Annotated in this window: 12 protein-coding genes and 1 pseudogene; 3 read left to right on the plus strand and 10 right to left on the minus strand. The window is 69.5% G+C overall.

All coding sequences use genetic code 11. The annotated features are described in order from the left end of the window. The first annotated feature begins 44 nt into the window (after positions 1-44). Genes ACH4E8_RS06970 through ACH4E8_RS06980 form a run of 3 tightly spaced genes read left to right on the plus strand, consistent with a single transcriptional unit; the run spans position 45 to position 2946 of the window. Positions 45-1058, plus strand: a complete 1014-nt coding sequence (locus ACH4E8_RS06970; RefSeq protein ID WP_398445138.1) for a FecCD family ABC transporter permease — start codon at positions 45-47, stop codon at positions 1056-1058. After that, a complete protein-coding gene (locus ACH4E8_RS06975) occupies positions 1055-2125 on the plus strand; it encodes a FecCD family ABC transporter permease (RefSeq protein ID WP_398445139.1) in 1071 nt (356 codons plus the stop codon). Before ACH4E8_RS06970 ends, ACH4E8_RS06975 begins: the two co-directional genes overlap by 4 nt. After that, entirely contained in the window at positions 2122-2946 is an 825-nt protein-coding gene (locus ACH4E8_RS06980; protein WP_398445141.1) for an ABC transporter ATP-binding protein, read from the plus strand. Before ACH4E8_RS06975 ends, ACH4E8_RS06980 begins: the two co-directional genes overlap by 4 nt. A 12-nt stretch (positions 2947-2958) precedes the next feature. Here ACH4E8_RS06980 and ACH4E8_RS06985 read toward each other — a convergent pair whose 3' ends face one another. The 10 genes and pseudogenes from ACH4E8_RS06985 to ACH4E8_RS07030 all read right to left on the minus strand — a co-directional run bounded on the left by ACH4E8_RS06985 (position 2959) and on the right by ACH4E8_RS07030 (position 12143). Next, the gene (locus ACH4E8_RS06985; RefSeq protein ID WP_398445143.1) at positions 2959-3408 is read right to left on the minus strand and encodes a PaaI family thioesterase; all 450 of its coding nucleotides are present in this window, start codon (positions 3406-3408) and stop codon (positions 2959-2961) included. Between the two features lie 20 nt (positions 3409-3428). Continuing rightward, on the minus strand, positions 3429-3950 hold the full coding sequence (locus ACH4E8_RS06990; RefSeq protein WP_398446058.1) for an NUDIX hydrolase: 522 nt from the start codon (positions 3948-3950) through the stop codon (positions 3429-3431). After that, positions 3924-4388: pseudogene (locus tag ACH4E8_RS06995) on the minus strand (hypothetical protein); the annotation flags it as partial. The pseudogene ACH4E8_RS06995 and the gene ACH4E8_RS06990, both read right to left, overlap by 27 nt. 80 nt (positions 4389-4468) lie before the next feature. Beyond that, positions 4469-4699 carry a DUF397 domain-containing protein gene (locus tag ACH4E8_RS07000; protein WP_398446060.1) on the minus strand — a complete coding sequence of 77 codons (231 nt, stop codon included), beginning with the start codon at positions 4697-4699 and terminating at the stop codon, positions 4469-4471. A gap of 139 nt (positions 4700-4838) precedes the next feature. Then, positions 4839-5675, minus strand: a complete 837-nt coding sequence (locus tag ACH4E8_RS07005) for a Scr1 family TA system antitoxin-like transcriptional regulator (RefSeq protein ID WP_398445145.1) — start codon at positions 5673-5675, stop codon at positions 4839-4841. After that, entirely contained in the window at positions 5651-6184 is a 534-nt protein-coding gene (locus ACH4E8_RS07010) for a DUF6879 family protein (protein WP_398445147.1), read from the minus strand. The genes ACH4E8_RS07005 and ACH4E8_RS07010 overlap by 25 nt, the downstream gene beginning before the upstream one ends. Then, positions 6168-6374 carry a hypothetical protein gene (locus ACH4E8_RS07015; protein WP_398445149.1) on the minus strand — a complete coding sequence of 69 codons (207 nt, stop codon included), beginning with the start codon at positions 6372-6374 and terminating at the stop codon, positions 6168-6170. Before ACH4E8_RS07015 ends, ACH4E8_RS07010 begins: the two co-directional genes overlap by 17 nt. Before the next feature lie 488 nt (positions 6375-6862). Then, on the minus strand, positions 6863-7978 hold the full coding sequence (locus tag ACH4E8_RS07020; protein WP_398445150.1) for a hypothetical protein: 1116 nt from the start codon (positions 7976-7978) through the stop codon (positions 6863-6865). Between the two features lie 163 nt (positions 7979-8141). Next, a complete protein-coding gene (locus ACH4E8_RS07025; RefSeq protein ID WP_398445152.1) occupies positions 8142-10232 on the minus strand; it encodes an NACHT domain-containing protein in 2091 nt (696 codons plus the stop codon). Between the two features lie 558 nt (positions 10233-10790). Continuing rightward, the gene (locus ACH4E8_RS07030) at positions 10791-12143 is read right to left on the minus strand and encodes a hypothetical protein (protein ID WP_398445154.1); all 1353 of its coding nucleotides are present in this window, start codon (positions 12141-12143) and stop codon (positions 10791-10793) included. Positions 12144-12262 lie beyond the last annotated feature (119 nt).

A 12262-nucleotide genomic window follows, 5' to 3' on the forward strand; every position in this document is an offset into this window, starting at 1 on the left:
CTTCCGCTACTGCTTCTGCTTCTCGACTCCTTCGATTGGTCGCCATGTCAGCCAGACGCGCGCTTGCGGCCCGCCGCATCGGCTGGACGGCGGCGGCCGTCGCTGCCCTGCTGGTCGCGGTGCTGCTCAGCCTCGGGGTGGGGGCGCGGACCATTCCGCCCTCGGCCGTCTTCGAGGCGCTGTTCCAGGACGGGGGCGGCGCCGACGCCCAGGTCGTCCGGGAACTGCGAGTGCCCCGCACCCTCATCGCCCTGATGGTGGGCGCGGCGCTCGCGCTTGCCGGAACGGTTCTGCAAGGGCTCACCCGCAACCCCATCGCCGACCCCGGCATCCTCGGGATCAGCCAGGGGGCGTCCGTCGCCGTCGTCCTCGCGATCGCGTACGCCGGCGTGCACACCCTCACCGGATACGTCTGGTTCGCCTTCGCGGGCGCGGCGGTGGCGTCCGTCGCGGTGTACGCGATCGCCTCCAGCGGGCGCGGCGGCGCCACACCGGTGAAGCTGGCGCTCGGCGGCGCGGCCATCAACGCCCTGCTCGTCTCCGTCACCAACGGCGTGCTCACCACCAAGGCGGCGGCGCTCGACGAGTACCGCTTCTGGCAGGTCGGCTCGGTGGCCGGCCGGGAGCAGGAGGTCGTCGAACAGGTCTGGCCCTTCCTGCTGCTGGGCGTGGTGCTGCTGGCGTTCGTGGCGCGCGGCCTGGACGCGCTCGCGCTCGGCGACGACGTGGCGAAGGGCCTCGGGCAGAACGTGGCGACCGTACGGGTCGTTGGCGGCGTCGCCGCGACCGTGCTGACCGGGGTCGCGGTCGCCGCGGCCGGCCCGATCGCCTTCGTCGGCCTCGCCGTGCCGCACATCGCCCGCGCGGTCGTCGGCGGCGACCACCGGTGGCTGCTGCCGATGGCGGCGCTGATCGGCCCGGTGATGTTGCTCGTGGCGGACGTGGTCGGACGCGTGGTGTTCCCGCCCGGGGAAGTGCCGGCCGGGGTGACCACGGCGCTGATCGGGGTGCCGTTCCTGGTGTTCCTGCTGCGTCGGAAGAAGGCGGTGGCGGCGTGAGTGCAGACGTGCGCAGCGGGGGAGTGCGGCCCGCGGGGTACGGGGTGCTGCGCGGCCGCGGGCGCGGCAGCGTGCTGGTGCACCGCCGCAGCGTGGTGGTCGCCGGCGCCCTCGCCGTCCTCCTCGCCGCGATCTGCGTGGCGTACCTCTCCGTCGGCGAGAGCTTCGTACCGCCGGCCGAGGTCGTGAAGGTGCTGCTCGGCGAGGAGTCCCCGAACGAACTCGTCGTCGGCACGCTGCGGCTGCCGCGCCTGGTGACCGGGCTGCTGGTGGGCGCGGCGTTCGGGATCGCGGGCGCGCTGATCCAGACCGTGGCGCGCAATCCGCTCGCCAGCCCCGACGTCATCGGCATCAGCCAGGGCGCGAGCGTCGTCACGGTCGCGGCGATGACCTTCGGCGTCACCTCGTACACCCTGCTGCCGTACCTCTCCGTCGCCGGCGGGATCGCGGCGGCGGCACTGGTGTACGCCTTCGCCTGGCGCGGCGGGCTGCACGCGGCGCGCTTCGTGCTGATCGGCATCGGGTTCGCGATCGCGCTGCGCTCGCTGACCACGCTGTTCATGACGAAGGGCGACTACCTCGTCGCCCAGCAGGCGCAGATCTGGATGACCGGCTCGCTCAACGGGCGCGGCTGGGACGAACTCGCCCCGCTGGCCTGGACGCTGCTGGTGCTCGCGCCCGCGATCGTCTGGGCGGCCCGGGCCCAGCGGACCGTGGCGCTCGACGACGACACCGCGACCGCGCTCGGCGTGCGCCTCGGCCGGGTGCGGCTGGGGCTGGTGGCGCTCGGGGTGCTGCTGGCTTCCATGGCGACGGGCACGGCGGGGCCCGTGGACTTCGTGGCGCTGCTCGCGCCGCAGATCGCCCGCCGGCTGACGCGCACCGCGCAGCTCCCGCTGCTGAGTTCGGCGCTGACCGGCGCGGTGATCGTGGTCCTCGCGGACCTGCTGGCGCGCCGGCTGTTCTCGCCGACGGAGCTGGCCGTGGGCGTGCTCACGGCGGCCGTCGGCGCGCCGTATCTGATCTGGCTCATCATGCGGAGCCGTACCACCGGAGGGAAGGCGTGAGCCGACTGACCGCGCGCGGGCTGACGCTCGCGTACGAGGACCGCACCGTGGTCCACGAACTGGACCTGGCGATCCCCGACGGCGCCGTGACCGTGATCGTGGGCCCCAACGCCTGCGGCAAGTCCACGACGCTGCGGGCGCTGGGCCGGCTGCTGAAGCCGAAGGGCGGCGCGGTGCTGCTGGACGGCCGGGACCTGGCCGAGCTGCCGACGAAGAAGATCGCGCAGCGGGTGGGGGTGCTGCCGCAGTCGCCGGTGGCGCCGGAGGCGATCACCGTCGGCGACCTGGTGGCCCGGGGCCGCCAGCCGCACCAGGCGTGGTGGCGGCAGTGGTCCGAGGAGGACGAGCGGGCGGTCACGGACGCGATGGCCCGCACCGACGTCACCGCGCTCGCGGACCGTCCCGTCGACGAACTCTCCGGCGGCCAGCGGCAGCGGGTGTGGATCGCGATGGCGCTGGCCCAGGAGACGGAGCTGCTGCTCCTGGACGAGCCGACGACGTTCCTGGACATCGCCCACCAGGTGGAGGTGCTCGACCTGGTGCGCCGCCTCAACCACGAGCGCGGCCGCACGGTCGTCGCGGTCCTCCACGACCTCAACCAGGCGGCGCGCTACGCGGACCACCTGGTCGCGATGAAGTCGGGCCGCGTGGTGGCGGAGGGCGCACCTGCCGAGGTGGTCACGGCGGAACTGGTGCGCGAGGTCTTCGGCCTGACGGCGGTCGTGGTCCCGGACCCGGTGACGGGGTCGCCGCTGGTGGTGCCGGGGGCGCCGTACGGGGCGGGGGTGCCGCACGGGTCGAAGGTGCCGGATCCGCGCTGAGGCGTTGCCGGGCTAGGACTTGGCGATCCGTATCAACGTCTGCTGCCCGTTCGCGACGAGCGTGCGCTGCTCACCCTGCACGGCGTACGCCTCCAGCGTGCACACGGTCAGCGTGCGCCCGGCCTTCAGCACGGTCCCGATCGCCTCGATGTGGTCGCCGACGGCCGGCGCGAGCAGGTTGATCTTGTACTCGACGGTGAGGACTTCGGTGCCCGCGGGGAACAGCGTGTAGGCGGCGTACCCGCCGGCGGTGTCCGCGACGGCGCTGGTGGCGCCCGCGTGGACGTACCCGTTCTGCTGGGTGACCTCCGGCCGGCTGGGCAGCACGATGTGCACGCGCCCCGGTGCGACGTGCGTCAGCCGCGCGCCGAGGTGGGCCATGAGCCCCTGGCTCTCGAAGCTGGTCCGGATGCGCTCCTCGACGTCTGGGGCGAGCGTTTCCCGGTGCGTCCGGTCTGCCACGGCCTCTCCTTCGCGGGGCGTCACAACTTCGGCAGCACGTCGGTGAAGAAGGAGTGGTCCCCCGGGAACGTCGGCTGCAACTCCATGAACTCCTCGGCGGTGACCCAGCGGACCTCGCTGACCTCGCCCGGGTCGAGGACCAACTCCCCGCCCTCGACCGCGGCGGTCCACCAGTGCAGGACGAAGTCGCCGTCGTCGGTCGCGCTCTCCCACACCTTCGCCAGCGGAGCCACCCGCAACCCGAGCTCCTCCTGCACCTCGCGCACCAGCGCGTCCTGCTGCCGCTCGCCCGCCTCGATCGTGCCGGCTGGCGGCGCCCAGTGGCCGGGTTGCCGCGCCTGCGGGCCCCGCAGGATCACCAGGATCCGGCCGTCCTCCCGGAGGACGGCGACGACGGCTTCCCGCTTGACTCCGGTCGTCTCCACGGTCGCTTCCATGGCGTGGACACTACCCACGTCGAGCATCATCACGGCGTGCTGGTCCGCGGTCTGGGGAGTGTGCGTCGCCGACCATCCGGCCGTCGGGCATCCCAGCCCGGGCATGCTGCGGTTAGGGGAGCAGCACACCAGCGCCAGGGACAGGAAGGCGGGGCGTTCGAGGTAGCAGCCGTACGTCACGTCCCCACCCCAGCACAGTCGTTCGGCAGCGGAGTTGGCCAGCGGCGTCAGCCGTGTACGGTCGCGTTCCGACGCGGACGAGAACCGGGGCGCGTACTCGGTGAGCCGGCCCCCGAGCCAAGCCGCCGCCTCCTTCGGCTCCTCCCAGGTGCCGCGCACGAGATTCCTTGGCTTGACCAGCCAGTACGCCGTCTCCAGCGGCGGCAGGTCCACGATCGGAAACTCCGCCTTCAGTTCCCTGTGTCGCTGGATCAGCTCCGGTTTGCCGTCGGTCGGGGGTGGATCGGGGTGCGGAGGGCGTCGCAGCGCCTCGTCGTCAAAGCGCTGCTTGGCGCCGGTCCACAGGTAGCCGTGGTAGTGCAACCGTTCGTCCTGTCCGGAGCGGTTGGAGGCGGCCTCTGACCTCCTCGGAGGTCAGAGGCCGCCAGCCGGTGAGCGGTCCCTCAGGCCGAGACGGTGAAATGCGCGGGGTCGATGCCGGCAGCGTCCAGTTCGGCGGTGGTGAAGCGCAGCGGGGGCATGTCAGGCCGTTTGTCGTCGCCCAAGGCCCATGCGTCGGGGCCGATCCGCGCCAACGTCGCGCAGGACTCGCCGTCCGGATGCGTGTTGCCCCCGCACGCCTTGAAGTACCTGGCTCCGTGGACGGGCAAGCTGTACAGGTCGGTGCCGGGCATGGGTGTGCCTTCCTGTGAGGTCAGTGATGGGCCGGCGCAGAAACGACATTGCTCCGACTTCGCATCGGTCGCCGGCATGGGAATATCCTCGGCCCGCCGAAGGGGAACTCCTAGCGTTATGCGCGTTGTCGAATAAAGATCATCTGCGGCAGTGTTCTGCCCAGGACGCCAGGTGTTCCCTTGCTTGCTCCCCGAAGACCGAGTGTTCCTCGTATCCGCTGAATCGGCGGATCAGGTCGTGCACGTCGCGACTGTCGCGGAACACGATCGCTCCGAGGTCGAGTTCGGCGGTTGCGAGCGCTTCGTCGTAGACCGTGAAGGTGTTCAAGGCCCCGGATGCGAAGTGATCTCCCATGGGAATGACGCCGATGCGAATGTTCGGCTGGTGACTCAAGGACGCCAGCCGGTCGATCTGCATCGCCAGTTGATCAGGCGGGACGAGCGGGTATCTGACGGCCTGCTCGGTCAGGATGAACGTGAAGTGCTTGGACCGGTCGAACAGCACCCGTTGTCTGTCCAACTTCATGGCCACGGCTTTCGCCTGTTGCTCCGGCGGTGCCTGCGCCAGGCTGGCCCGGACGTACTCGGGCGTGGCCAGGAGCCCTGTGACCATGGAGAGAAGGAAGTAGCGAAACGTCGTTGATGTTGCTTCGAGCCCGGCCAGCTGCAGCTGCTTCTTGTCGAGGCCCTTCCTCCGGAGGGACCTGCCGTCCTGCCACTCGGTCTGAGCGATCCGCGCCAGCGCCATGACCTCGGCGGCCACGGCGGACGAAACCCCAAGACCTCGGAGGATCTGTTCCACGTCCAGCAGCGAGGGGCGGGTCCTGTTGCCCTCGATCCGGCTGACCTTGGACTGACTCATGTTGCAACGCGCGGCAAGCCGGGCCCCAGAGAGCCCGGCTTGTTTGCGTAGGTGCTTGAGCGCGGCTGCCAGTTCACGGCCCGTTTGGTCTAGCTGGTCAGGCTCGATGGCCACCGGTTCACGTACTCCCTGAACGGCATCGATTCCGCCAGCGCGATTCGCTGGTATTCGACGTACGGTGCGGGATCGCCCTCGTGTAGTTCCCTGCTGATCTGTGCCCCGTCTTCTTCATAGTTCATGAGGACCACCTCGGACCGGTCGAAGAGCCAGAAGTCCTGAACCCCTTCTAGAGGGTTCGTCCGGTCCGTGACGTCGAGAATGCGGATCTCGTCTCCGGCGGCTTCGTGTACGTCGTAGTACATGAACTCAAACCGCAGATAGTCCGTCAGCGGCCGGGAAACGATGTGGACACGTCCCTTGGATCTCCCCTCCGACCGGATTCTCCGCAGGCTCTCCGTGTAGCCCGAGGAATAGCCTCGTGGGTCGATCCGGTGACCGGCGAGGAAGTCCCGGATGTCTCCGTCCTCGCTGGGGACTCGATACTGGGGAAGCGTTTCGAGCCGCCACGCTTCCTGCTCGAAGCCCTGGACCTTGGCGGTCCAGTCTTCACCATCCAAGAGCACGCACGGCCTCCTTCAGCACGCTCTCAGGGACACGAACCAGAGCTTCCCCAACGGGAGGCTGGAAGGTGGCGTCCGCGTCCCCCTGCACCACGATGGAGCCGTCCGATGCTCGATACACGTTCGGGCAGTCGTCGTTGTTGCAGTTGCCGTTCCCGTTGCCGGTGAGCCTGGTCAGTTCCTCACGAGCCATGTGCGAACCCCCTACTGCGGGCCCCTGCGGGCCGGTCGTCACGACCGTACGAGCGCTTCGGGTGCGTCGTCCACGAGGGGACGCGGCTATGCACGTCATTGCATAAAGTCCCTGGCCGGGTCGGTGCGGAGGATGCACGGGCCGTCGTCGTGCCTGGAACGACGGCACGTCACGCCTTGAGCGCTGCGATCTCGATGACGCGTGGGGCCAGTTGTCGGACGGCGCGGGTCTTCTCGAAGGGCTTGAGGCGGTGGCGCATCGTCTTGAAGTGCTCGTCGCCGCGCGCGGACGAAAGGTGTTCCTAGTCCGTCAGGAAGCGCGTCCACGCGTCGCACGCGGCGTCCACGTGGCCGTGTTCGAGTTGGCGTTGGGCGAGTACGGCGTGGAAGTGGGCCCGGCCCTGGCGCTCGTGGGCGGGCTGTGCTCGGGCTGAGAGGGGTGCGGCCTCGACCGCGCCGGCGCCGCGAACCGGTGCTGCTCGCTGCCGGTCACAGCATGAGGAGGGGCCGGCGGAGGTGCCCGTGCGGGAGGTTCTTGAGGATCGTGCGCAGCCAAGGGCTCCGTACCGCCGGTAGCCGGACCAAGGTGTGCTGGAACGTTCCCCAGTCGGCCCAGAACGAGTGGTTGGGGAGCAGGGGGAGAGGGTCGTCGCGGAGGACGTCTCGGGGCAGGCGTCCGGACGCGGGAACCGGCAAGTGCGGCCGGGTGGAGACCAGCCACAGCCACACCCCCAGCGGCAGGGGCACGAGGTGTGCCGATGCGGTCGGGCTGGCGGGTGTCCAGGTCTGACCCGTCTGGGGGTGCACCGGTACGAGGAGGATGTCGACGCCCGCGTCCGGGCGGGGCTGTCCCGGTCCGGCCAGGACGGCGCGCCGCTCGGGGGAGTCGGCGGGCAGCAGGGCGTCGAGCTCGCGTTGGAAGACGTCCGCGGTCAGCCCGCCCGGGACCCTCACCGGCCGCCCTTGGGAGGCAACGAGCAGGTGGGCGAGTGCCCGGCCGGCTGCGGCCTCCCACTGCGGACTCCACGACCAGTAGTGGTTCGACCCCAGCCGTCCTCCCCATGTGGCGATCGGCTCGAACGGGGGCGTCTTCTCGCCCTGCTCCACCAACTCCGCCCAGGAGAGGGGGGCGGGCTGGATGCCGTCAACGGGGACGCGGTGCACGGCGTCCGCGCTGAGCCGCACCATCTGCCAGAGCGAGCAGTCGTCGACCCTGGCCGCCACGGGGAGGTCGCATGCCTCGCAGGCCATGTTGGGCCCGCCGGCCCCGTCGAGGCCACAGCAGGCACCGCCGCGTTCCTCGGGCATCAGCCGCGTTCCCCGGACGTCCCCGGGCGCGATGACAGCCGCCCCGGGCGGGCCGTCGGAAAGGGCGTGGACCGGGGCGTAGATGCCGCGTGCCGCCGCCTCGCCCGGCTCGATCTCGTCCCACATCCGCCACGGCCCGCCCCAGGGGTCCGGGTCCACGGCGAACGTCCCCGACCGCATGAGTACGGGGAGTTGGGCCCCGTTCCCGTACGTCTGGCGGGCGTGGACCGGGAGGGCGACCTGGGACAGCGGGGCGGTCAACTCGGAGCCGCATCCCTTACACACGAAAACGAACAAATATCCTCCGTCGGGGAGCAGACGCATCTTCGCAGTACGTCGGCGCCCGGCCGACCTGTTTTTCCAGGAGGTTGCTTTGAGCCAGTACTACGACATGGGCGACGAGACCCTGTGGAACCCGTCCAACGGGGCCTCCCGGCTGTTGTGCTAGCCACGACGGACATCAGCGTTGAGCGAGGTGATGCTGGATCTCGATGTGGCGGAACTGATACACCGCCCCTGCCTGTCGCAGAACACCTCGTTGATGGGCGTCTGCCAGGAAGGCCATGAGGTCCCGAGGCAGTCGGTGGCGCAGCATGAGGTAGTAGCGGGCGAGAGTGAAGTGGCCCCAGGCCGAGTATGCGAAAGACCCGCAGACTCCGAAGGCGGTGATGAGGGAAAGGGTGGTGATCCTGACTGAGTCTGCCGTCGTGCCGTTCAACATGGCGGTTAGCGCGAGTGCCAGCACGAGCCCGTAGCCGAAACCGAACTCGATGGTGAGCCGCCAGAAGACGCGACGGTCCCTGCGGAGAAGTAGCGTCGGTCCGACAGCAAATGCGAGATCGGGTGACCGAGTTTCCTGGCTGGCCAGCGCCACTACCCCGCGCCCAAGCCAGGCGCCCGTCACAGGGCCTAGGAACAGACCGCTCAGCAGGCCGAGTACTGGGTCGTTTTGGGCTGACAGGACGAGGATGAGACCGAACCATAGAGCCCACGCCAGGCCAAGAACAAACCCCATACCGGACCATCGGAAGGCAATGGCCGGTAGCCGTCTGGGCTTACCGCCGGTGCGCCAACCTAGAAAGCCGGCTGCGAGACCGATCCCGAGGCTGACGCCCGGATCGGCACTCAGGGCGCTGAGTCCAGCAGCGAACGCGGTGGCTGTGGCGAGGAGGAACTGGTACGCGCGCCGACATACGGCTTCGTGCAGCTGCCACCAGGCCAGATCGGGGGTCCCGATGAGCGTGTGTTGCAAGTGCTTGGCCAAGTAGATCAATACGTGTTTCGCACGATCAGGGCCCCAACGGCAGTTTCTCCCCGAGCGCCGCCGGTATGCCGCAGGGATGAATGCATCGAACAGATGCCGCTCAACGGCTTCCTTGGTAGGTAACCGATCTTCATCGCAGAGTTCGGCAGGGTTGGGCAGGCTGGCCGCGTAGTCGCCAGGACGCGGGTTGTAGACGGTCCGGGCGAGGAACACCATCAGTGGGGTGCGCAGAGCCTGCCCGACGGGTGTGTCAGAGCCGAGCTGGGCGAGGACGCGCTCCCAGCGGACAGCCGACACGCTGTGCTCCCCACCAGCGTCACGAGTCAGATAGGCAACTGTTTCAGCAGCCGCCTGCGGTCGCAGGCTGATGCCTGCTGCTCCGGCCAATTTCACCGGAACCCCTGCCGCGGGGAACTGCGCCTGCCGGTATTCATCGACACGGCTGGATAAAACCACGGCTTGGCCGGGGGGCAGAGCATGGCTGATCGCGTCGAATGCCATGGACCGGGTGGTCGGGGGGAGTTCGTCGAGCCCGTCCAGGATCGGAAGGATCAAGCGGTGCTCCACCAGCGCCCGGGCTCGGTCCATGTTGCCTGACGACGCCGGGGCGGGGTCTCGTAGGCTGGCGTAGTCCCGGGTCAGCTGTTCGACAAGCCATGCGTTCAGGTCCTGTGCAGCCGGATTCCATGAAGCAAGGGGAAGTAGCACGGGGACGGCGTCGCCGGGGACACGCTGCTCGACCACAGCCAGCAGGAGGCGGACCATCAGCATGGTCTTACCCGACCCCGGTGCCCCAAGTATGACCAGGCGTCGGGTGGGGATCCTGCGCATGAGGACGTCGACAATCTCCATGTCCGTCCCCGCCAGGTCACCGGGGCCCGCTGCCCATTCATGTGGGTCGCATGGCGGACCTCCCGGCCAGCTTGTCGCAATCGCGCGGAGCCGCGGCCAGTCCTCGGTCAAGTCCGGATCCGCCGGTGCCCAGGAGACTGACATGGGATAGGGATCGTAGAGGCGACGTACCTGTGCCTCAGCTTCCCACTGGTTGCGTACGGCCACCGCCAACTGGTCTGCAACTTCCGCCAGGCCAGGGTCCTCCGACGCTTCGGCGCGGTCGGCGCGAAAGCTCTCCCACGCCAAATACAGCCCCGCCGAAGCAGGCAGCAGAGTGGCTGCGGACTCCGCAACTCCCGACTGACGTTCGTAAGCCACCCACAGTGCGCTAACCGTTCCGGCCAGTGCCAGAGCCAGATAGATCAGGCCGGCGAGCCGCGTCTGCCCAGTCACGAGGCATGGACCGTACTGGACGCCGAACCACGGTGATCCACGGCTCGCCCTGGCGGGTGGTGACCTTCACCCTGCCCGCCGAGCCGTCGGCGAGCGGCGCTGACAGCCGGTCCAGGTCGCCCGTCGTCCGCCGCTTGAGGACGGCGGCGAACTCTTTGGGGACCTCGGGCCGGCGGATCGCGGCGTAGTGCACGGTGCGGGCGCGCCCAGCACGCCACCACGTCCTCGGATGACCACTCCTGGCACATGAACGCCCCGCCCCTCCGTCGACAACTCGTTCGGGCTAACGAAGGGATCAGGCGCAAAGCAACGGGGAGAGGTAGCGGACCGACGGCACCTACTTTGCACTGTGGTCAGTGATGGGAGACCGAGGCCAGCATTGAGGTGTCGGCGGCCCTAACTCCCCCTGGGGGGAGCTTGGGCAGCCGTCCTCCAGGACAAGTCACGTGAGCTGAGCCGCATCATGGCGGCCTGAGCCTGGTCTGCCTGGCGTGCGCGGTCTTGTAGGCGCTCCGGGTCAGGAGGGAGCGGTCGGTGATGCCGGTGGAGTCCTTCACGTCACGCCTTGAGCGCCGCGACCTCGGCGACGCGTGGGGCCAGTTGCTGGACGGTCCGGGTCTTCGCGAAGGGCTTCAGACGGTGGCGCATCGTCTCGAAGTGCTCGTCGCCGCGCGCGGACGAAAGGTGTTCGTAGTCCGCCAGGAAGCGCGTCCACGCGTCGCACGCGGCGTCCACGTGGCCGTGTTCGAGTTGGCGTTGGGCGAGGACGGCGTGGAAGTGGGCCCGGCCCTGGCGCTCCTGGGCGGGCTGCGCCCTGATTGCCTGCTGCAATGCGCGGATCGAGCCCGGCAGGTCCTTTCCCTCGTACAGCACGTGGGCGACGTGGAAGGAGTACGCGGCCCGGTCGTACCCGCCGATCGACTCGCGCCGGTCGTCGGCCTTCAGCAGCGCCGACTCCGTCGCGGCCAGCAGCCGGCGCGCCCGCCGGTGGTCGCCCACCATCGAAGCGGAGTGGGCCTGTTGCCCCGTGAGGAACGCCCGGAGCCGCGGCCCGGCCTGGGGCGCCGCCTCGGCCGCGGAGTCCGCGAGTTGGAGCGCCCGGGTGCCGTGTCCGAGGTGGGAAGCCTGGAGGCTCATGCCCCGCAGGGTGCGGCAGTACGTCAGGTGGTCGCCCGCCCGGGCCGCCAGCTTCAGCGCCTTGACGTAGTAGTCCTGCGCGGTGCCGTGGTCCCGTTCGTACATCGCCATCCAGCCCGTCAGGTACACCAGGTCCGACGCGGCCGACCACATGTCCTTGCGCACCGCGCTGCCGGCCTCCGCCCGTAGCCACGGGACGACCGTGTTGACCAGGAACGCCGCGGCCATCGGGCGGGCGTGGGCGCCGCCGAGTTCGTCGAGGATGTCGGCGATCCGGTCCGTCATCGTGCGCACCGCCGCGACTTGAGCGGCGCCGATGCGTACGGTCCCCGGCGTCGAGGGCGGCGCCTCGGTGGCGTGCGCGGTGGAGTCGGCGAAGAGCGGCACCGCCAATGCCGCGGAGAACAGACCTGCTGCTGCGACGACGCCACGGCGCGACGGATCCATGTCGGCCCTTCCGAGATCGGCGACTTCTTCCACGGTGTCGACGCCTGGCGGAGGCTGGTCACTGGCGGCCAGGGTCAGCCCGGCTTCCGCGTGCGTCACGCTCCGGTGCAACTTGCGCGAGAAGGCTTCCACGATCAGACGCCTGACCGCGGGCTTAGGGGTCGTGCCGGCCACCCAATGGGAGACGGCCGACTGGTCGTAGCGCAGCTCCAACCCGACTTCTGCGCCCATGCGGTTGACGACGAGGGCGAACTGGGAGCGCGACCATTTGGCCTGTTGGAGCAGGCTTTCCAAGCCCGTATTGGGGGTGCGTGCGCGTGGGGCCATGTCGTCAACTCCCGAAGAGGCGCGTGGTGCTCATGGCTTTCATACTCCGACCGCTCCTCCACCGTACCGCTGTGCGTAGCCGTGCGGTTGCGTAGAGGGAGGAGAGAGCGAAAGGTGGA

Origin of the sequence: Streptomyces sp. NPDC017979 (genome assembly GCF_044328175.1) — a bacterium.
Taxonomy (GTDB): domain Bacteria; phylum Actinomycetota; class Actinomycetes; order Streptomycetales; family Streptomycetaceae; genus Streptomyces.